We start from the raw sequence: 18,919 nt of genomic DNA, 5'->3' as shown, positions 1-18,919 counted from the left end.
AGGAAATGTTCTGATGCTTAAATATTACCATTCAACATCTAGATCAATTTGGAGGGATAGTTATAGTCGATGCAGCGAAAATCTGCAACAGAGATTTTTTTTAATTTAAAGAAGACCCATACCCAAAGCAACAGATAATACGATCAGCAACATCGCCACTAATTTCTGGATGAACTCCAGTGTTACTTTCTTCAGCAATTTCAATCCGATGTATGATCCTGCAATTCCGCCGGCCACTGCACAAATGATCAGTACAATATTTTCTTCTATTCCCACTTTGCTGAAGCGACTTGCATAAACCGAAAGCCTTGTAAAATCAACAAAAGTGGATACAACAACTGCAGTGCCGATGAATGTTTCTTTTGATAGACCGGCTTTAATTAGAAATGCACTGCGTAATGCTCCCTGGTTACCTGATAGTCCGCCAAAGAATCCGCTGAGTATACCGCCGATGGGTAATTTATTTTTATTGAATTGAAGATGTTTAAAGTAAGGCAACAGCTCAATAACGGCGAACGTAAGTAACAAAACAGAAACAATAAATTTAACAGGGTACACATCAATGGTTTTACTGCCAAGACTGTACGAAAATAATGGCTTCAAATCGGTTATCTGTAATAATAACCATGCACCAATAAATGCAGCAATTACTGCAGGCACACCAAACCCAAGCAATACCTCTTTATCTGCTTTTGCCCCAACGAGGAAAAGTTTGAACAGGTTATTACAAAAATGAACAATGCCCGTTAATGCAATAGCCAGCTCAACCGGGAAGAATAACATGAAAACAGGTGTAAGGATTGTACCCAAGCCAAAACCTGAAAAAAATGTAAGAATGGCAACAAGGAATGCAGTGATGGTAATGATGACGATTTCCATGTGTTGTGATTACTGAGCAATGCAGTAAATAAAGGTAATATAACCGTCATTAATAGTAATCAGGATAGCTCTATCTTATTTCTCACATCACAAAGCCGTACATTTGAACGCTCAATCGGGTAATCATGTTCGAACTTCTCATAAAAAGTATACAGGATAAAGTACCTTCTTCAGAAGAAGATCTGCATTTGTGTAAAACCTATTTTACACCGAAGAAGCTGCGCCGCAAGCAATTTCTCTTACAGGAAGGTGATGTATGCAACCGCATGGCTTTTGTTGAAAAAGGGGCTTTGTATTCTTACACCACCGATGCAAAAGGCGGACAGCGTGTAATGCAGTTTGCTTTTGAAGGATTTTGGATTTCGGATCTGTATAGTTTTTTTACAAGGGAAGAATCAAAACTCAATATTGAAGCATTGGAAGATTGTGAATTGTTGTTGCTTGATCATGAACAACACGAAAACCTGTTAAAGAACGTACGCCAGTACGAAACTTATATCCGCATTTTATACCAGAATGCATATGTGGCCTTGCAGCAACGGCTCGAAGGCACCATTGGTTTGACGGCTGAAGAAAAATATACGCATCTTGTTGAACAATATTCCACCATTGTGAATCGTGTACCTCAACACTTGATCGCTTCTTATTTAGGTATTACTCCTGAAACACTCAGTCGCATCCGCAAGCAGATGGCCTCCCGGTAATTTCTCTTGACATATGTCAAGATTCATCTTATCATATGTCAATGCCTTTTCTTATCACATGTCATTGGAGCTAGGTGCTTGCTCACGGTAGTTTTGCATTATCAAATTCATTGATATGCAAACAAAAAGAACCATCGCAATAATAGGAGCTTCCGGTAACATGGGTTCAGCCATTGCGAAGTCGCTTGCAAAAGGAAACGACAGGTTATTGCTCTTCAGTAAAGAGCTTGACAAAGTGGAAGCGTTAACGACAGAGATTCAAAAAGAATATCCTTCAGTAGATATTGATGGCATGACTTGTCCTATGCACGCAAGCTGGGAAGCAGATATTATTATACTGGCTACACCTTATGAAGCGCAGGCAGAAATTGCTGATGCAATCCGCCAGGTAGCGAATCAAAAAATTGTGATCAGTATTGCAAATCCGCTCAATGCAACATACGATGCACTCGTGACCGATCATGGAACCAGTGCAGCAGAAGAATTACAAGCTTTGTTACCACACGCAAAAGTGGTGAAGGCATTCAACACAACTTATGCTGCAAATTTTGCACAAACAGTAATTGATGGTAAACAAGCTGATGCATTTATTGCCGGTAATAACGAAGCAGCATTAGAAACAACTGCAGAGTTGGTAAAGACAACCGGATTTAATCCCGTCATTGCAGGCAAACTATCGGTAAGCCGCACATTGGAAGCAATGCAGTTATTACTGATACAGCTTACCATGAAATACAATTACAACTGGCTGGCCGGGTGGAAGATCCTGCACAACAATTAAACAATCAATCAACATAAACCAATAAAAAAACAAAATGAAAAAAGTAGTAATTATTCTTTCGGTATTCTTTTTAGCAACAGCATTTACAACCGTTGCAGTATGGAAAAATGACAAAGCACATTCTCAGCTGGCATTCACTGTTACACACTTAGGTGTATCAGATGTGTCGGGCACGTTCAATGATTTTGATGTTGAAGTTAAGTCTTCAAAGCCCGATTTCAGCGATGCATCATTTGCACTTACAGCAAAAGTGGCGTCTATTGATACACGTATTGAAATGCGTGATAATCATTTAAAGAGCCCCGATTTTTTTGATGTAGCAAAGTACCCTGAACTCACGTTCAAAAGCACAGGTATTAAAAGCGTTGGTAAGAACAAATACAAACTCAGTGGTGATCTTACATTAAAAGGTATTACAAAGCCTGTTGTATTGGATCTACTTTACAGAGGCGTTATTGAAAACCCGATGAGCAAGAAACCAACAGCAGGTTTTCAGCTGTCAGGAACGATTAAGCGTTCAGACTTTGCATTAGGTAATGGTTTTCCTGCACCAATGATCAGCGATGAAGTGATCATTAAAGCAGATGGTGAATTTGCACAATAAACGATCTAAACACTAAACTAAACACTAGACATGAAACAATTAGTAAGCATTAACATCAGCCAAAAAGGAATTGATTTGGCTATCCTCCTCACACGCATTACGGCAGCTGTATTAATGTTGTCGCATGGTTTGCCAAAGTTGGGCATGCTCTTATCAGGTAACGGCGCTCAATTTCCTGCAGTACTTGGTATGAGCGGTGAACTTTCGTTGACATTAACAGTATTTGCAGAAGTGATCTGTTCTGTACTTATCCTTTTTGGATTTGGAACAAGGCTGGCAGCAGTGCCGTTGATCATTACAATGCTTGTTGCAGTTCTGTATATCCACTCAGCCGATCCGTTTGCAAAACAAGAACCTGGTATACAATATCTCATTCTCTATGTGATACTGTTTATTACCGGCAGTGGTAAATATTCAGTTGATTATTTATTACAACGCAGGAAGCAATCATCACTCGCCTGGACAAACAGGTAGTTGTCAAAAACTAAATACACACAATATGAAAATAGCAGTAATTGGCGCAACAGGTTTTGTTGGTTCAGCAATCGTAGAAGAATTAAAGCAAAGAGGACATCAGATAACTGGTATTGCACGTAATACAGAGAAGCTTCCTTCAGCAGAAAATATAACTGCAGTAAAAGCAGATGTGAATAATGAAGAGGAATTGATCAGTGCTGTGGAAGGACATGATACGGTGATCAGCTCATACAATGCAGGATGGACCAATCCAAATTTATACAATGATTTTCTTGAAGGATCAAAACGCATTCAATCAGCTGTAAAGAAAGCAGGCGTACAACATTTATTTGTAATTGGTGGCGCCGGCAGTTTGCATACGGCAACAGGCGAACAGTTTGTTGATCTTCCACAGTTTCCTGCAGAATGGAAACCAGGTGCATTGGCAGCAAGAGATTATTTAAATGTGATCAGAGAAGAGAAAGATTTGAAGTGGACATTTTTGAGTCCTGCTTTAGAAATGCATCAGGGCACTTCAGGTGAACGCAAAGGAACTTATAGAAAAGGGAATGATGCACCTGTGTTTGATGAAAACAACCGAAGTGTTATTTCAGTAGAAGATATGGCGATTGCCATTGCGGATGAAGTGGAGCAGAAGCAGCATATTCAAGAACGTTTTACAGTTGCTTACTAACAAAGCAATCGTTTCATGCAACGGAAACAATTTATAACAACAATAGTAACAGGAGCAGTGGGTATGACAGGCTTGGCAGCGTTTAACCGCTTTACAGATGAGTTGAAAGAAGAAGAGCAATTGATGCCGGTATTGTTTATTGGTCATGGCTCTCCTATGAATGGAATTGAAGACAATGAATTCAGCAGGAGATGGACAAAGATGGCTGGTGAAATTCCAACACCGAAAGCAGTGTTGGTGGTATCGGCACATTGGTTTACGAAAGGAACACATATTACGGCAATGGATTTTCCGGAAACCATTCATGATTTTGGTGGTTTTCCAAAAGCGTTATTCAATGTGCAATATCCTGCGCCAGGTGCTCCGGCGTTAGCACAGGAAACAAAATCATTGATTCATTCAGCGGATGTTGGGTTAAGTCACGATTGGGGATTGGATCACGGTACATGGACCATTATCCGCCACATGTATCCAAAAGCAGATATTCCAGTATTGCAATTAAGTATTGATTATACCAAAGGGCCACAGTATCATTATGATCTTGCAAAAGAATTATACAGTTTACGTAAGAAAGGCGTGCTGATCATTGGCAGCGGCAACATGGTACATAATTTACGGATGGTGGCTTGGGACAAATTGGATGCTCCTGAATATGGTTATGATTGGGCGGTGCAAATGAATAATACGTTCAAGGATTTGATCGGGAATAAAACACATGATAGGCTGATCAATTATTCATTGTTGGGAAGGGAAGCACAGCTTGCTATTCCAACGCCTGAACATTACTTACCATTGTTGTATACGTTAGGGTTACAAAACAGTAAAGAAGTTGTTTCATTCTTTAATGACAAGGCCGTTGGCGGATCATTAACGATGACATCAGTTAAAATAGGTTAATGATGATGATAAGGTTTAATGAAAAAGAGTCGCAGTGATGCGACTCTTTTGTTTTTGTAGTCCCGTCAAGAATCGAACTTGAATCTGGAGCTTCGGAAACTCTTATACTATCCATTGTACTACGGGACCAGAACTAAAAATCCAAGATACAAGGCCCAAAAAACAGGAAGTAAGTCAAGTCTGCTTTTTCTTTTGGATTTTGTTTATTGGGTTTTGGATTTTTCTATTTGATCAATCCGCCTGCATTACCAGCAAATATTTTTACGGCAATGGCCAGCAATATTACGCCAAAAAACTTTCGTACGGCAAGTAAACCTGCCGGACCTAAAAGTTTCTCGATCCACTTTAATGATTTGAGGACAAAGAATACTAAGATCAGGTTTAAAAGGATGGCGACAAGTATGACAAGATCAGAGTAGTTAGCACCCAAAGACATGATTGTAGTGAGCGTACCGCTTCCGGCAATAATCGGAAAAGCGATAGGAACCACCGTTCCGCTTTTTGCATTTTTATCACTTTTAAAGAACTCATGACCTAGCACCATTTCCAATCCCAACACAAAGATCACGATAGAACCGGCCACTGCAAATGAACGACGATCGACACCCAGCATCTGCAAAAACGATTCGCCCACAAATAAAAACAGGATCATCAATGCACCGGAGATGAGTGTAGCTTTAAATTCACGGATGGCACCCATCTTATCTTTCATTGCAATCAACAAAGGAATTGATCCGATGATATCTATAACTGCAAATAGAGTAAACGAAACGGTAAGCAGCTGGCTGAGGCTGAAGTCGAAGTTCATGGTGATTGTTTCGGCAAAGATAACTTTTCTTTTGGGCATCGATCAGGCGGTGAGTCACCCGCTTTCGTCAAGGGTGGCTCACCGTCATAGGGAATTACTTATAACTTGGCTTATGTTGCTCCGATGTACTTTGTACATTATGCAACACTTCATGCGCAAATTGATCTTCCTGTAAGTACAATTTTACAACACAGCCATATTGTAACTTAAATACATTGAATGAATCGAGCAATGCTGTATTGGTAAGATGGGAGAGTATGCTACGCAATACACCACCATGTGAAACAATGGCGGCACTTTCTTTTTTTTCTGCAATGCGTTGAAAAATTGCTGTGGTGCGTGCAAACAGATCGAGATAGCTTTCGCCACCCGGTATACGCACATTTACAAAATCATTCATCCACGGCATTACTATTTCCTGCGGAATATCATCCCATTTTCGAAGTTCCCATTCGCCACAATGGATTTCTTTTAAATCATCATGAAACGAAATATTGTGAGAAGGAAATAGATGTTGCGCCAGTTTGCTGCAACGCTGTAAGGGACTTGCATATACTGATTTTATGGTTGCAGGTAAATGTTCCCTGATCAATGCGGCTTCATCATAAAAACTTTCTGTTACATCTAAATCGGCCTGTCCGTAACAGGTTCCTTTTTCAACTAAAGGAGTTGTGTGCCGTATGAGATAGATTTCTGTACTCATTTAAAATTATTTCTCAGCGGTAAAAATATTTACAAAAGTATAAACTCAATTTTCCAAAAGGCTACCAGGCCCAGGTAAAACAAAACTTCCGTTACCTGTTGTGTGGCGCCTAAACAATCACCCGTATAGCCACCGATCCATTTATGAAAATATCGCCTGAGAAAAAATGTGGCAAGTAATGGAAGGATCAATGCATACAAAATTTCTATACGTTGAAAAAGCAACAGGGGCGCTAATCCAAACACGCCGGCCGGAATTGTTTCGTAAACAGTAATCGATTTCGCCAATGGTTTTGCTTTTGCATCATCATTCTCCCGAACATACTGACTCGTGATAACAATCAACACTGCACATAAACGGGAGAAACTATGTGCTGCTAATAATACCATCCACATCTGGCTGAAGGGGATTGCACTTAATGATGTGTACTTCAGCAGAAGTATAAGTATCATGCCAATCGCTCCATAAGCGCCAACCCGGCTATCCTTCATAATGTCAAGGATCTTTTGTTTGGTCCAGCCTCCACCGAATGCATCACATACATCTGCAAATCCATCTTCGTGAAAAGCACCGGTGGTTAGTACGCCTGCTATCATTGATAACAAGATAGCAATGGGAGCACCCAGAAAAAATTCTGTACCCATGTATACCAACGCACAAACGCCGCCAACGATCCAGCCGATGAAGGGGAAATAACGTGTGGCTTTGTTAAGATTTTCCGCATCATGCGTAACCCATTTCGGACAAGGGATCCGTGTGTAAAACATTAGTGCGGTGAAGAATATTTCAATTTGTTTTCTCATGTTGATGCAAGATAAATGATTGAACTGCCAGTATGAAAGAAGCGCCGGGAAAGGGGAAAGATGAATGCGTAGTTGCATTTCTTCGAGCCTTACAGTATTCCCGGCAACAAATTATTCTTTACCACTCACACCGGCACTTTCAAAACTAGCCATTTCATTTAGAAACTGAACAGCACTTTGTAATAATGGAATTGCTAATGCTGCACCGGTTCCTTCGCCAAGCCGCATACCTAATTGTAAAATTGGTTTTGCGTTGAGATGTTCCAGCATTTTCCGGTGACCATTCTCGTCGGAGCAATGTGCAAACACGCAATGACCGGTGATGGTTTGATTGTATTGCTTTGCTACCAGTAACGCTGCCGTTGCAATAAAACCATCTACTACAATAATCATATTCAATTCGGCTGCTTTGTGATAAGCGCCAACCATCATGGCAAGTTCAAATCCACCAATACGACAAAGCAATTGGTGAGGAGTGATGTCGTAATGATTGAGTTCATGCAAACGACTTACATCTTCTAACGTATCAAGTTTACGCTGCAGTTGTTCAGCTGTAGTACCTGTTCCTCTTCCTACACATTCACTTAACGGAAGATTTAATAAATGATGCATGATAAGTGATGCAGAAGAAGTATTGCCTATGCCCATTTCACCAAAGCCGATGGTATTGCAACCTTCATCAAACAAACCTTGTACAATACTGCGGCCTTTTTCGATTGCTGCATTTACTTCATCAATGTTCATGGCATTGACCTTGCTGTAATCGGCTGTGCCATGATTGATCTTTGCATGTACAATTGGTAACGATGCATCAAAATCAAAGTTCACACCTGCATCAACAACGATTAAACCAATGTTGTGCTGTTTCGTAAATACATTAATAGCAGCGCCGCCGTTTACAAAATTCAACACCATTTGTGCCGTTACTGCCTGCGGGTAAGGATTTACTTTTCCCGTTGCAGCAATTCCATGATCACCGGCAAATACAACAATATGCGGTTTATTGATCGTGGGTGATAAGCTGTTTTGAACTGTACCGATCTTTAATGCCAGTTCTTCCAGCATACCCAATGCGCCAAGTGGTTTGGTTTTGTTGTTGATCTTATGTTGCAGTTGTTCTTCGAGTGTCATGCGTTGTTTGTTTGTAAAAGAAGATCACAAAACCAGAAACCTTTGGTGCCCACATCTTTAATAGGAGTGGGATGATCGCTGGTTTTGATCTCTAATGCTTTGTAGGTTTTTTCGCCGATTACAATTCGTATTGGATAATTAAAGACGGGGCCATTGAAACAAAAGGAATGAAACTCGCCATTCTCTCCGCAAGGATCAACGGTAGATGGAAGTTGATTGATGAATTGCTGATCGATTGTGCGGCCAACCCAACTTTCATCTAAATAACCATCGTTGATGCAGCAAAGTACAGATTGAAAACCTTTCGCTACAAAATCATTGATCATCCACTGTGTATCGGTTTTCCAGATCGGAAATACACAATGCATATCAAGTTCGTTCATCTTGCTTTCACGATAAGCTCGCAGGTCTTCTAAAAAAAGATCGCCATACGACACATGGTTGATGCCTTCTGCTTTTGCCTGCAATAAGATCGCTTGCATTTGCTGTTCGTATTCTGCATTACTTGCTTCGTACACATATGCTTTTAATAATGGAATGCCGATAGATGCAGCTTGTGATTCAATCAGTTCTTCCCGCAAACCATGCATCGATAAACGTTTGTAATTGCCATTGAACGTGCTGAGTAGATACTTTACATCGTATATACCTTCTTGCAATACTTTATGCAATGCATAGCTGCTGTCTTTTCCGCCGCTCCAACAAAAAATTGATGGGATCATATGGTGAATAGTGAGTTGTGAATAGTGAATTGTGAGTGGTAAGTGGCGAGTGTTTTTCTACTCGCTATTCACCACTCACTACTTACTTTATCTTGACAGCAATTCCGCTTACCATCAGCACAGCCGTGTGGGCATATGCTGCAATGTATTGATTGGCCCAACCTTGCAGATCGGTGAACTTGCGACCGATCTCAGTATCTGCATGAACGCCCATGCCAATTTCATTGCTGATGATGATAAATGTGCCTGGCTTTGTACACAAAGCATCAATTTCTTTTTTCAGCAAAGACAGGGATGCGTCCACATCATTTTTTGTGTCCACAAAAAAATTGGTGAGCCACAATGTTACACAATCAATAATGCAAACACGGTTAACAATAGGCAAAGCACTTACGTTGCGTTGCTCCTCCATATTGGTCCAGCGTTCATCACGATCATCCTGGTGACGCTTGACACGTTTCTCAAAATCATCATCCCACACTTTTGCTGTAGCAACATATACAGGACTATTACTCAGTGATAATGCCAACTCCTGTGCATATTTGCTCTTACCACTTCTTGCGCCACCTGTTATAAAAATGATCATGCTGTTTGTTTTTTAAATCCGTACGGGCAATGTCTGCATCCACTTCTGCAGCAATATCCCCGTCGTAAATGATGCCATGCTGTGAACACAAAATTTGTATTCTCCATATAGTAGTCGATGCCTTCAATCAATTCTTTTGCCGGAGGCAGATCTTTTGCGATGTTATTGTTTAATGCTTTTTCAACGGTCATTTCAGCAACATAAGCATCGATCTTTTCTTTTGTTGCTTTGAGCAGGCATTCGGGACACATGCAATTGATAACAGGATCAGGTGTAAATAGCGGGGGGTATCGATTGCACCAACAGCTATTACCGTTATCTTCTGTACTGCATCCGAACATAATACCACATCTGCTGCATGTTTTTTCTTTTGCCATCTTAACGGTTGCTGTATCGGTCTTTCTGTTCAACAAATAAAGTGTACCTGCTTTTTAATTGCTGCAGGCAGCTGCGGCATAAACAATCAGTATATTGTTTTGTGATGAATGCTTCTTCTTCCACACTTAACTCAATGCCATAACATTGGCAATTTGTAACATCGCCTACTTTGCATTCAAAGCCTTCACCACAACGGGGACAGTTTTTGTGTTCATGCTTGCACATGCTCTAGCCTGGTTGAGAAGTGAAGGAATTTTGTTTGCAGGTGTTTGGGTACACGAAACAAAGAAGGATGAAACAAGGCAGCTAATAATTCGATGCCATCAACCAATGTAGAAGCAGACGGTTGCGTGAACAGATCGAAATCACAAATGAATACCGCATTGTTTTTTACTGCTTCCAGTTGTTGCCATTCCGCTTTTTCAGTTAAGAGATGCAGTTCTTCCTTACTTCGATCGATATGAAAACCACAGGGAGCGATCACTAATATCTCAGGATTATATTTCACAATTTTTTCCCAGCTGCAGACAATACTATCACCACCAGGATTACTTAACATATCAATTCCGCCAGCCTGTGCCACCTGGAAAGGGATCCAATGCCCGCAGTTATAAATGGGCTGAATCCATTCCATCAGCATCACACGCTTCATGGGCATTTGATGTCGACGGAGTTTATCAAGAATATGCATTGTTCTTTTTTGCAAACCTGCGAGATAATGATATGCTGCCGATTCATGACTCAATGTAGATGCAATGGTGACCGCAGTATAGTACACATCATCCAGCGTTTGGGGCGTTAAGGTTATTAGCTTTGGTTGTTTCTCAAGATTTGCAACGGCCGCTGCTGTGCAGGCTGTATCGATCTGGCATACTTCGCATACATCCTCAGTAAAGATCACATCAGGTTGAATGCTTTGGAGTACATCCTCATCTACATAATATAAACTCTTGCCTTGTGCCTTACTTGCTGAAAATATTTTATCGATCTCTTCGCTGCTGTAATTTTTTCCTTCCATTACGCAACGCACCACTTTCTGTTTTTCCAACAGTGCAGTTGAAGGACATTCAAACGTAACGCCATGGAGTAAATGTTGCAAACCCATGTCGTAGATCATTTGTGTAGCAGCAGGTAAAAAGGAGCAGGCTTTCATGATGAGTGATCAGTAATGAGTGATGAGTAATGAGTCATGAATGATGAGGAGCACTCATCATTAAGCCATTTGCAGTGATGGACTTTTTGCTTTCATCCATTCAAAGGCACCAAACATAATTCCACTGTACACCAGTGTGCCGATCAAAAAGTTTTTCATGTAAGGTGCACCCTGTGCATAGCATTTGATCAAACTTGAAAAACTGTGATCCATTGTTTGGCCGGTGGTAATATCGGTGCAACCAAAAAGAAACACGCCAAAATCAACAACAAGCCAGTACACCAATGTGCCGGTAATACCGCTAAGAACAACAGATTGTACAGATACTTTTTTCAGAAGTAATCGACCCAGTAAAACGATCAACACAAAACCACCATATACCCAATACCAACTGCCATACATAATACCATATTGTCCATCATAAACAAAAATATTGATGATAAGATCGCTGGCAAGTAAGGTGAGTAATGGAAAACCAAATGCTTTCCAGTTCTTGCTGAAGTAAGCTGCACCAAATAATCCCATTGCACCAATGGGTGTGAAATTACTTAAAGGCCCAAGCTGAGCTGCATTGGGAATACGCAGTGCTGCGACTGCAACCATAATGATCGCCAGTACTGCAAAACGGGGATTGATCTTTTGTGTTGACATATGTGATGATTGATGAATGATGAGTTATGAGTGTTCAACTGATTACTCATAACTCATCACTGATTGTTAAAGATTAAAACGAATTCCTCCCATAAAGTTGATGCCGGGTGTGCTGTAACCCAACACTTCCACATAATTTGTATTCAACAGATTCTTACCATCAGCAAATACAACCAGTTTGTTTTTTACAAGGCTGTACTCTGCATGAATGCTCCAAAGGAAATAGCTGTCAAGATTTACATCAGTTGCAGGCCACGTATTGAAATCTTTATCAGTACGCTTTCCATAGTTATAGGCATTGGTGCTTATAAAAAATGAAGGTGTTACCTGGTATCCAAGTGTTACACCAAACGAATGTTTAGGTCGGCGCAACAGGTTAAAATAACTCGTGTCTTTACCACCCGCAGCTTTGGTTGTAACCTCGCCATCAACGAAACTATAGTAGCCTGTTAATTTTAATTGTTTGTTGATCTGAATGGTTGGTTCAAATTCAAAACCATAATCGTCCTGCTTGTCATAGTTCTCATACTTTGATGTGTAGATGATCACATCTTTATTGCGGCGGTTGAAGTACACTGCACGAACAGTTACTTTATCGTTGAGCAAAGAAGTTTGTACACCTGCTTCGAATGTTTGTGAATGTTCAGGTTTCAAATCGGGGTTAGCGCCAAATGCTCCATACAAGGCACTGATGCCGGGTGCACGAAATGCAGTGGCATAGTTTACAAACAGCTTTGTGTTTTCATTCAGAACATACGATGGGTTGATGCTGTAGGTAAAATTGTTACCGTATTTGGAATGTTTATTATAACGGGCACCTGCTTCAAGGTAAAAACCACCGAGGTTTTGCAGGAACACACTTAAATAAGGACTGTTGATGCTCACATTTGAATCGAGATTTTTCTGATAACGGTTATCAACACCTGCCAAGAGTTTTACTTTTGGTGCAACCTGGTAATATGCAAAGAGGTCAACAATCTTGTTAGTTCCTTTATAAGGACTCGGCCCCCATTGTGCGCTGTTGAATGTGCGATCCATTTCATCGTAACTGAAATAAGCACGACCGCCTGCTTTCTCTGTTTTTACTTCCACTGCGGAACCGGCTGTAAACAACGATGATGTAAAGCTGTTGGCAGCATCAGTAAATGAGCCATTATCATAACCACCCTGGAAATAACTGTAACGTGCAAATGGCTGCACACGGATCTGTTTTGTTACCGGTGCATCTACGCTGAAGTTAATGGCGTTGTTAAGAAAACCATCTTTATCGAAATCTTTTGTGCCGGTTGAATCGATGGCTTCTGAAATTCCTTTCGATTCGTTGTGTGTGTAAGAGAAATTATAATTTATTTTTTCAGCAGTACCACGCACACCTGCAGTGAATTTGTATGTGTTGAACGAACCTGCTGCAGCATTTCCATAAAACTGTGCAGGTTTTGATGCACCACGTTTGGAAATGATGTTGATGACGCCTGCTACCGCATCAGAACCATAATTGGTGGATTGTGCACCTTTTACAATTTCAATCCGTTCAACCTGATCGAGTGGTAATAAACGCAGATCAAAAGCACCGGAGAAAGAAGGATCGTTCACCGGAATACCGTCAATTAAAATAACAGTATAACCATTACCTGCCCCACGCATAAAAATGCTTTTGTCTTTACCGGGGTTGCTGGTAGCGCCATTAATTACAATGCCGGTCTGTTCGGTTAAGAGTTGTGCGAGATCTTTCCCTGCACTTTGTTCAATTGTTTTTCGATTGATAACAGTGGTTACTTTTCCTGTTTCGAGAAGTTTCTGGTTTACCTTGTTAGCGGTAATCACTACTTCGTTCAATGATTTTACTGTACTGTCCTGCGCATTTAGCTGACTGCTGATAAATAATCCGGCAGCCACTACAATTAAATTCTTTTTCATGTGTTGAAAAAAGGGTTTGTTGTGACTGCTTTCAGAAAAAGAAATAGAAATATAAAAGCGATGTGCCGTTACACCTCCTGCCTTTCACCCGAAAGCAAATGATTAATGAAATAGTATCGGCAGGTCTTCTGGCTTGTTCGCTGCTGAGCACCTTCCCGTTCATGTGGCAAACACCTTACATGAACAGTGGTTTGTAGAATCAGCAGGATGAGTGATGAATGAGGAGTGATGAGTTGCAACAGGTGCTTTACTCATCATTCATTACTGATCACTCATCATTAGAACTTACAGCTACGGGGATAGCGCCGGATTTGCACCGGACTTCCCTTTTAATCCCGACTATGAACATCGGAAACCGCTACTAGAGCAAAAGTAGGGGAGCAGTTGTGCAGTTGCAAATTTGTTTCTGTTGAATTGTTCACATGGCATCTGAATAAATAAGCAGACAGATAAAAATAAAGCGCTTTCTCTTCGCATGAATTTAACAATTGACATATACGCACGGTATTTGTTACCCGTTAATACTTTAACCTGCTGATCTCTCTCTATTCGAAATTTTCCGGACTGTGCTTATCAGAAACATTGACAGTTACCACTTAAACCAATGTGTATGATCCGTTTTATCAGCAAGTGCATTCTTGTTATTTTCAGTATGTGTTCACAGTTACAGGCGCAAATCAAACAACCGAAGTATGAAGTTGGTGCCGGTGTGGGAGCCTTTGTTTACCAGGGCGATCTTGCACCAAGCCGTTTCGGTTCATGGAAAACTATTCGCCCGGGATTTGTGTTGCATGGTTCCAGATTAATCAATAAAACGATGGCGCTACGCTTACAGTTGTCAGTTGCATCATTGCATGGTGATGATGCGAAGTATAACAACCCCGCTTACAGGCAGCAACGCAACTTTAATTTCCGAACATCGTTGGTTGAACTGTCGCCGCAATTTGTATGGAGTCCGCTCGGTTGGGCCGATGCAGGAAAACAATTGTCGCCATATGTAGTTGGCGGAGCTGCGCTAAGTTTAGTGCGCATCCGCAGAGATGCAAGTGCATTCAATGCTGCATATTTTGAAGCCGAACCTGAATTATTTTCACAATTATCAACCGATCTTTCTACACGCACACCACGACTTATGCCTGCAGTGCCGGTTGGTGCAGGTATGCGTTATTCTATTTCTCCAACGTTGGTGTTGAATGCCGAAGCCTCGTATCGGTTTTTGTTTACTGATTATTTAGATGGGTTCAGCCGTGCTGCTAATCCGGATCGTAAGGATCATTATTACAGCATCACAGTCGGATTGATCTATCGTTTCGGCAGGAAGAACAGTTGGGATTGTCCACCTGTGCGATAAGATTAAGTGAGATTCCTTTAGAAGAACTATTATAAAGAATTCAATGACGGAAAGAGCAACCTTTTAAATATTTTGTATGGTTATTCTTCTCTTCTCTTTTAATGCTTTAAAATGCGATGGTGTTAATCCTGTTACTTTTTTAAACTGTGTTGATAAATGTGCAGCGCTGCTGTAATGCAGTTTGTAGGCTATTTCTGCAAACGTATCTTCTCCAAAAATGATCAGCTCTTTTATGCGTTCAATTTTCAAAGCAATCACATATTGTTCGATGGTAGTGGCCTCCACCTCTGAGAAAAAGTTGGCCAGATAGGTATAACTGTAATGTAATTTTTTACTTAGTAGTTCAGATAAATTAACATCCGGTTTCTCATCTGATTTGTACACATAATTTACGATCTCTTTCCGGATCTTTTCAATTAGTACACCCCGCTTTTTTTCCAGCAATTCCAAACCAACCTTTTTAATTTTATTGTTGAGTTTTTTCTTGTCTTCATCTGTAACGTCTTCTTTGGTTTCAATTTCGCCTAATTCTACTTTTATGGGCGACAGATCAAGTTCTTCCAATGCTTCCCGTACAACAACCTTGCAGCTTTCGCAGGCCATATTTTTTATGTAAATCTTCATTCGTTATTTGGTTTGGTTGGTGCCTTGCGGGGAAGGTCTTGTTTGTTTTGTACAATTATCCGTTTAAAGGTATTGTTTTACAAGCTGGCATTGATACAAAGTTTGTATTCCGGTGAACAGTTGAGTAACAGCAGGTTGCTGAAAATGGCAGAAATGAAAGGTTGAAAATTGCGTATGTAATGATGATCATTCGCCGGGAAACTGATGAACATCAGGTTCATAAAGTCGTTGATCACAGTAAGTCCTGATAAATTTGCGCCCTTAATCAGAACATATGTTATTACTCACAAAAATATTTGATTTTGAAACAGCGCATGCCATTGATGGTTACAACGGCATGTGTAAGAATATTCATGGCCATTCATATGAGCTGCACGTAACGGTTGGTTCGCTGGTAAACGAAGATGCGTTTTTACCGGCTCCCGGTTTTCTGCTCGATTTTAAAGACCTGAAACAAATTGTACAAAAGGCAGTGGTGGATCTGTTTGACCATAAACTGGTGCTCTCACGAAATTATATTGCTCAACACCCCGAAGTAACCGAGCAGGAAAATCTTGTTGCCTGGGATGCAGAACCTACTGCTGAAAATTTATTGCTCTTTATTAAACGGGCCGTGCAGGAAGAGTTGCCCGGTGATATGAAACTGGTGGAGCTTCGGTTGTACGAAACAAAAAATTCTTACGCTACCTGGCGTGAAGAAGTGGAAGTTTACCAGGGAGATATTTGGTAAGATGTATGAAAAGTGAGTTGCTTGGTTTATCGATATAGTTGTAACGCTCTGATTGTTTAGAGATGTCACGTGCCTCGACATGACGGTGTAGAGAGTTTGAGTAAACTCAGGTTGTTGAAATTTCAGAGTTTCGTCATTTCGACGAAGGAGAAATCTCTACAACTTCATACTGTTTCAATAAATGAGAATAAGTTACTTCTTCTTGCAACCTTGAAACAACGAAACCCCTGCATAATAATTCCGTCCAGGTGCTACATTGTAAAAACGATTGGCTGCTGCATTAATATCATTACCTAAGCTATACACTTCATTAAACAAATTATCGGCACCAGCAAATACTTCTGCACGCAGTTTGCCAAAGTAAAGTTGTTTGTAACCAAGCCTTGCACCCAGCAAATGAAAATCGCCACCAAAGAATGTATTGGCATCATTTAAAGGCGTTTTCTCATTGTAGTTGTAAGTAACGTTGAGATAAATACCCGGCTTGAGTGTTACATCAAAACCTGCAGCAACAATATGTTTTGGTACACTGGGCAATTGTTTGCCGCTGAAATCATTGGTGAGTTGTTTGAAATCTTTATATGTAAAATCATTGAACGTATAACTCAACCACACATTTGCTGTTGAAAGAAAATCAGTTTCACTATCTGCAATGGCATAGCGTGCAAAGGTTTCCACACCACGTTGTTTTGTACTGCCGGCATTCACGAAATAATCAGCACCACCTGCATCTCTGCGTTGCACAATGGTATTGCTGAGGTTAAAGAGAAAGCCGTTCACATCTACAAACAGTTTACGTTTGTAATTAAAACGGATACCTGCTTCATAATTCCATCCTTCTTCAGCATTAAGATTGGTAGAGATCACACCAGTTGAAGGCAATACTTCAGCAGAAGTGGGAGCAGAGAATCCTTTGGCAACAGATGCATACAGCGACAATTCTTCTTTGATCTTTTTCAAAACCGAAAGTCGTGGAGCAATTTCATTAGCATAATTTCTGCGTTGCGGACTCAATGGGAATTTATTCAGCCTTGTGATCTCAATTTTATTCTGATTAATGCTAGCACCTGCAGTGATGATCCAGCCTTGTGGTAATTTCCAATCGGCCTGTGCAAATACATTCCATAAGAATGGATTCACTTCATCTTCTGTTTGCAGACTGTCGCTTGTGCCGTTTACATTTTTATATACACGAATGTTATACCAGCCTCGTTGCAGTTCGGCACCGGCAACAAATTTTAATTCACCAATTACATCACGTGGCGTAAACGCAAATACTGTTCTTCCGCCGGCATGTGGTTCGCTGCGGCGTTCATAGTTGCGGACAGTTGGGTTGGCAAACTGTGAGTAAGCACCATATAAAGAAGTAGTATTCTTAAACGTTTCCGTGATCTGAAAATCATGACTCAATCCTGCAAAGAATGTTTCCTGGTTCACACTTGCATTTGCCTGCGCACTCGAAGGCGTAGCACCAACTCTTGGTCTTGCCTGTTTAGGGTTTGCAGCAAACTCCACAGCAGTTAATCCGCCGGGTGTTTGGTACGAAAGATCAGCATACATCACGTAAGTGCGGATGCTTTGCTTTGCGTTCAATGCAAAACGGCTGTCCCAGCTAAACACAGTGCGGTCAAGTCTTGTCCAGTCACGGTAACCATCACTGTATAGTCGATTATAGCTGATGGTTTGTTGCGTGGCGCCTTCTCCAATACGTACAACCGCATTTACATTACTCAAACCAAAACTGCCAGCAGTATAATCAATACCCACACCAGCTGCTTGATTGTTACCATTTGTTTTCAACAACACAGCACCACCGCTGCCGCCACCATACAAACTGCTGGATGGTCCTTTCAGTATTTCAACAGAGTTGATATTATAAAAACCCAACAGGTTTAAATAAGTAGAGCCGCCCGGTTCTGTAAACGGAATATCGTTGAGGTACACTTTTACATTGCGCACACCAAACGGCGATCGTAATGAACTGCCACGAATATTTAAACGGTAACTGCCGGGGCTGCGTTCTTCCATACGCACACCGGGTGCAGCATTCAACGCCGGCACAATCGATGCATTACTGAAACGGTTCAATTGTTTTTGGCCCACATAACTTACAGCTGCCGGAACATCCATAAGCTTACGGTTCTGTTCAAACGCTGTGATAACTACCTCACCTAGTTCTTTGGAAGTGGAGTCGGGTTGTGACTGTGCAAAGGAGAAAAGTGCAACTACTGTTGCAAGCAGGGTTAGTGATTGGTTCTTCATCGCCCTAAAATTACAGACAATCCGGGTTTGCCTTTCATGTTTTTTTTAAAAGAATGAGTTGAAAGAAAAACTATCTTCATCGCAA

General features: G+C 40.9%; 22 protein-coding genes, 1 tRNA gene and 1 riboswitch. Of the genes, 8 read left to right on the top strand and 15 right to left on the bottom strand.

Going from position 1 to position 18,919, the window contains the following annotated elements; all coding sequences use genetic code 11:
- Positions 1-105: 105 nt before the first annotated feature.
- A complete protein-coding gene (locus tag H4075_RS18200) occupies positions 106-879 on the bottom strand; it encodes a sulfite exporter TauE/SafE family protein (protein ID WP_182802246.1) in 774 nt (257 codons plus the stop codon).
- Between the two features lie 125 nt (positions 880-1,004).
- Here H4075_RS18200 and H4075_RS18195 point away from each other — a divergent pair, with 125 nt between their 5' ends.
- The 6 genes from H4075_RS18195 to ygiD all read left to right on the top strand — a co-directional run bounded on the left by H4075_RS18195 (position 1,005) and on the right by ygiD (position 5,015).
- Positions 1,005-1,583, top strand: coding sequence for a Crp/Fnr family transcriptional regulator (locus H4075_RS18195; protein ID WP_182802245.1), 579 nt, complete (start codon positions 1,005-1,007; stop codon positions 1,581-1,583).
- A 115-nt stretch (positions 1,584-1,698) separates the two neighbouring features.
- The gene (locus H4075_RS18190) at positions 1,699-2,364 is read left to right on the top strand and encodes an NADPH-dependent F420 reductase (RefSeq protein ID WP_182802244.1); all 666 of its coding nucleotides are present in this window, start codon (positions 1,699-1,701) and stop codon (positions 2,362-2,364) included.
- A gap of 34 nt (positions 2,365-2,398) precedes the next feature.
- On the top strand, positions 2,399-2,968 hold the full coding sequence (locus tag H4075_RS18185) for a YceI family protein (RefSeq protein ID WP_182802243.1): 570 nt from the start codon (positions 2,399-2,401) through the stop codon (positions 2,966-2,968).
- 30 nt (positions 2,969-2,998) lie between these two features.
- Positions 2,999-3,442 (top strand): DoxX family protein, encoded by a 444-nt coding sequence (locus H4075_RS18180; protein WP_182802242.1) that lies wholly within the window; start codon positions 2,999-3,001, stop codon positions 3,440-3,442.
- Positions 3,443-3,467: 25 nt separating this feature from the next.
- Entirely contained in the window at positions 3,468-4,118 is a 651-nt protein-coding gene (locus tag H4075_RS18175; protein ID WP_182802241.1) for an NAD(P)-dependent oxidoreductase, read from the top strand.
- Between the two features lie 15 nt (positions 4,119-4,133).
- A complete protein-coding gene (gene ygiD, locus H4075_RS18170) occupies positions 4,134-5,015 on the top strand; it encodes a 4,5-DOPA-extradiol-dioxygenase (protein ID WP_255460228.1) in 882 nt (293 codons plus the stop codon).
- 57 nt (positions 5,016-5,072) lie between these two features.
- Here the strand turns inward: ygiD and H4075_RS18165 are convergent.
- From H4075_RS18165 to H4075_RS18110, 12 genes are all read right to left on the bottom strand, one after another.
- Positions 5,073-5,144, bottom strand: a tRNA-Arg gene (locus H4075_RS18165).
- Between the two features lie 94 nt (positions 5,145-5,238).
- The gene (locus tag H4075_RS18160; RefSeq protein WP_182802240.1) at positions 5,239-5,823 is read right to left on the bottom strand and encodes a MarC family protein; all 585 of its coding nucleotides are present in this window, start codon (positions 5,821-5,823) and stop codon (positions 5,239-5,241) included.
- 94 nt (positions 5,824-5,917) lie between these two features.
- Positions 5,918-6,526, bottom strand: a complete 609-nt coding sequence (cobC, locus tag H4075_RS18155; RefSeq protein WP_182802239.1) for an alpha-ribazole phosphatase family protein — start codon at positions 6,524-6,526, stop codon at positions 5,918-5,920.
- A gap of 29 nt (positions 6,527-6,555) precedes the next feature.
- Complete coding sequence (locus H4075_RS18150) at positions 6,556-7,329, bottom strand: adenosylcobinamide-GDP ribazoletransferase (protein WP_182802238.1); 774 nt, start codon at positions 7,327-7,329, stop codon at positions 6,556-6,558.
- A gap of 111 nt (positions 7,330-7,440) precedes the next feature.
- Positions 7,441-8,460 carry a nicotinate-nucleotide--dimethylbenzimidazole phosphoribosyltransferase gene (cobT, locus tag H4075_RS18145; protein ID WP_182802237.1) on the bottom strand — a complete coding sequence of 340 codons (1,020 nt, stop codon included), beginning with the start codon at positions 8,458-8,460 and terminating at the stop codon, positions 7,441-7,443.
- A complete protein-coding gene (locus H4075_RS18140) occupies positions 8,457-9,182 on the bottom strand; it encodes a Dph6-related ATP pyrophosphatase (protein ID WP_182802236.1) in 726 nt (241 codons plus the stop codon). The genes cobT and H4075_RS18140 overlap by 4 nt, the downstream gene beginning before the upstream one ends.
- 82 nt (positions 9,183-9,264) lie before the next feature.
- Positions 9,265-9,768, bottom strand: a complete 504-nt coding sequence (locus tag H4075_RS18135; RefSeq protein ID WP_182802235.1) for a bifunctional adenosylcobinamide kinase/adenosylcobinamide-phosphate guanylyltransferase — start codon at positions 9,766-9,768, stop codon at positions 9,265-9,267.
- The gene (locus H4075_RS18130) at positions 9,765-10,019 is read right to left on the bottom strand and encodes a DUF5522 domain-containing protein (RefSeq protein WP_182802234.1); all 255 of its coding nucleotides are present in this window, start codon (positions 10,017-10,019) and stop codon (positions 9,765-9,767) included. The genes H4075_RS18135 and H4075_RS18130 overlap by 4 nt, the downstream gene beginning before the upstream one ends.
- 127 nt (positions 10,020-10,146) lie before the next feature.
- The gene (locus H4075_RS18125) at positions 10,147-10,371 is read right to left on the bottom strand and encodes a cysteine-rich CWC family protein (RefSeq protein WP_182802233.1); all 225 of its coding nucleotides are present in this window, start codon (positions 10,369-10,371) and stop codon (positions 10,147-10,149) included.
- Positions 10,358-11,299, bottom strand: a complete 942-nt coding sequence (locus H4075_RS18120; RefSeq protein WP_182802232.1) for an ABC transporter substrate-binding protein — start codon at positions 11,297-11,299, stop codon at positions 10,358-10,360. The genes H4075_RS18125 and H4075_RS18120 overlap by 14 nt, the downstream gene beginning before the upstream one ends.
- A gap of 60 nt (positions 11,300-11,359) precedes the next feature.
- Positions 11,360-11,950, bottom strand: coding sequence for a DUF6580 family putative transport protein (locus H4075_RS18115; protein ID WP_182802231.1), 591 nt, complete (start codon positions 11,948-11,950; stop codon positions 11,360-11,362).
- A 66-nt stretch (positions 11,951-12,016) separates the two neighbouring features.
- On the bottom strand, positions 12,017-13,867 hold the full coding sequence (locus H4075_RS18110; protein WP_182802230.1) for a TonB-dependent receptor plug domain-containing protein: 1,851 nt from the start codon (positions 13,865-13,867) through the stop codon (positions 12,017-12,019).
- A gap of 101 nt (positions 13,868-13,968) precedes the next feature.
- A riboswitch (cobalamin riboswitch) is annotated at positions 13,969-14,242 on the bottom strand.
- A gap of 235 nt (positions 14,243-14,477) precedes the next feature.
- Between H4075_RS18110 and H4075_RS18105 the strand changes: the two genes are divergently transcribed.
- Entirely contained in the window at positions 14,478-15,218 is a 741-nt protein-coding gene (locus tag H4075_RS18105; protein WP_182802229.1) for a DUF6089 family protein, read from the top strand.
- Positions 15,219-15,281: 63 nt separating this feature from the next.
- On the opposite strand, the gene H4075_RS18100 is transcribed toward H4075_RS18105, so the two are convergent.
- Positions 15,282-15,842: a helix-turn-helix domain-containing protein gene (locus H4075_RS18100; protein ID WP_182802228.1), complete on the bottom strand. Its 561-nt coding sequence runs from the start codon at positions 15,840-15,842 to the stop codon at positions 15,282-15,284.
- Between the two features lie 274 nt (positions 15,843-16,116).
- On the opposite strand from H4075_RS18100, the gene H4075_RS18095 reads away from it, so the two are divergent.
- Positions 16,117-16,572, top strand: a complete 456-nt coding sequence (locus H4075_RS18095) for a 6-pyruvoyl trahydropterin synthase family protein (protein ID WP_182802227.1) — start codon at positions 16,117-16,119, stop codon at positions 16,570-16,572.
- Between the two features lie 192 nt (positions 16,573-16,764).
- Here the strand turns inward: H4075_RS18095 and H4075_RS18090 are convergent, their stop codons facing one another.
- Positions 16,765-18,834: a TonB-dependent receptor family protein gene (locus H4075_RS18090; protein ID WP_182802226.1), complete on the bottom strand. Its 2,070-nt coding sequence runs from the start codon at positions 18,832-18,834 to the stop codon at positions 16,765-16,767.
- Positions 18,835-18,919 lie beyond the last annotated feature (85 nt).

The organism is Lacibacter sediminis, assembly GCF_014168535.1.
Lineage (GTDB): Bacteria > Bacteroidota > Bacteroidia > Chitinophagales > Chitinophagaceae > Lacibacter > Lacibacter sediminis.
The sequence above is the reverse complement of the archived record's forward strand: the minus strand, read 5'-3'. Positions and strand labels throughout refer to the sequence as shown.

Excerpts from the sequence above, each read along its gene's own strand:
- H4075_RS18200 (WP_182802246.1), bottom strand. The coding sequence starts at position 879 with ATGGAAATCGTCATCATTACCATCACTGCATTCCTTGTTGCCATTCTT.
- H4075_RS18195 (WP_182802245.1), top strand. The coding sequence starts at position 1,005 with ATGTTCGAACTTCTCATAAAAAGTATACAGGATAAAGTACCTTCTTCA.
- H4075_RS18190 (WP_182802244.1), top strand. The coding sequence starts at position 1,699 with ATGCAAACAAAAAGAACCATCGCAATAATAGGAGCTTCCGGTAACATG.
- H4075_RS18185 (WP_182802243.1), top strand. The coding sequence starts at position 2,399 with ATGAAAAAAGTAGTAATTATTCTTTCGGTATTCTTTTTAGCAACAGCA.
- H4075_RS18180 (WP_182802242.1), top strand. The coding sequence starts at position 2,999 with ATGAAACAATTAGTAAGCATTAACATCAGCCAAAAAGGAATTGATTTG.
- H4075_RS18175 (WP_182802241.1), top strand. The coding sequence starts at position 3,468 with ATGAAAATAGCAGTAATTGGCGCAACAGGTTTTGTTGGTTCAGCAATC.
- ygiD (WP_255460228.1), top strand. The coding sequence starts at position 4,134 with ATGCAACGGAAACAATTTATAACAACAATAGTAACAGGAGCAGTGGGT.
- H4075_RS18160 (WP_182802240.1), bottom strand. The coding sequence starts at position 5,823 with ATGAACTTCGACTTCAGCCTCAGCCAGCTGCTTACCGTTTCGTTTACT.
- cobC (WP_182802239.1), bottom strand. The coding sequence starts at position 6,526 with ATGAGTACAGAAATCTATCTCATACGGCACACAACTCCTTTAGTTGAA.
- H4075_RS18150 (WP_182802238.1), bottom strand. The coding sequence starts at position 7,329 with ATGAGAAAACAAATTGAAATATTCTTCACCGCACTAATGTTTTACACA.
- cobT (WP_182802237.1), bottom strand. The coding sequence starts at position 8,460 with ATGACACTCGAAGAACAACTGCAACATAAGATCAACAACAAAACCAAA.
- H4075_RS18140 (WP_182802236.1), bottom strand. The coding sequence starts at position 9,182 with ATGATCCCATCAATTTTTTGTTGGAGCGGCGGAAAAGACAGCAGCTAT.
- H4075_RS18135 (WP_182802235.1), bottom strand. The coding sequence starts at position 9,768 with ATGATCATTTTTATAACAGGTGGCGCAAGAAGTGGTAAGAGCAAATAT.
- H4075_RS18130 (WP_182802234.1), bottom strand. The coding sequence starts at position 10,019 with ATGTGTCCCGAATGCCTGCTCAAAGCAACAAAAGAAAAGATCGATGCT.
- H4075_RS18125 (WP_182802233.1), bottom strand. The coding sequence starts at position 10,371 with ATGTGCAAGCATGAACACAAAAACTGTCCCCGTTGTGGTGAAGGCTTT.
- H4075_RS18120 (WP_182802232.1), bottom strand. The coding sequence starts at position 11,299 with ATGAAAGCCTGCTCCTTTTTACCTGCTGCTACACAAATGATCTACGAC.
- H4075_RS18115 (WP_182802231.1), bottom strand. The coding sequence starts at position 11,950 with ATGTCAACACAAAAGATCAATCCCCGTTTTGCAGTACTGGCGATCATT.
- H4075_RS18110 (WP_182802230.1), bottom strand. The coding sequence starts at position 13,867 with ATGAAAAAGAATTTAATTGTAGTGGCTGCCGGATTATTTATCAGCAGT.
- H4075_RS18105 (WP_182802229.1), top strand. The coding sequence starts at position 14,478 with ATGATCCGTTTTATCAGCAAGTGCATTCTTGTTATTTTCAGTATGTGT.
- H4075_RS18100 (WP_182802228.1), bottom strand. The coding sequence starts at position 15,842 with ATGAAGATTTACATAAAAAATATGGCCTGCGAAAGCTGCAAGGTTGTT.
- H4075_RS18095 (WP_182802227.1), top strand. The coding sequence starts at position 16,117 with ATGTTATTACTCACAAAAATATTTGATTTTGAAACAGCGCATGCCATT.
- H4075_RS18090 (WP_182802226.1), bottom strand. The coding sequence starts at position 18,834 with ATGAAGAACCAATCACTAACCCTGCTTGCAACAGTAGTTGCACTTTTC.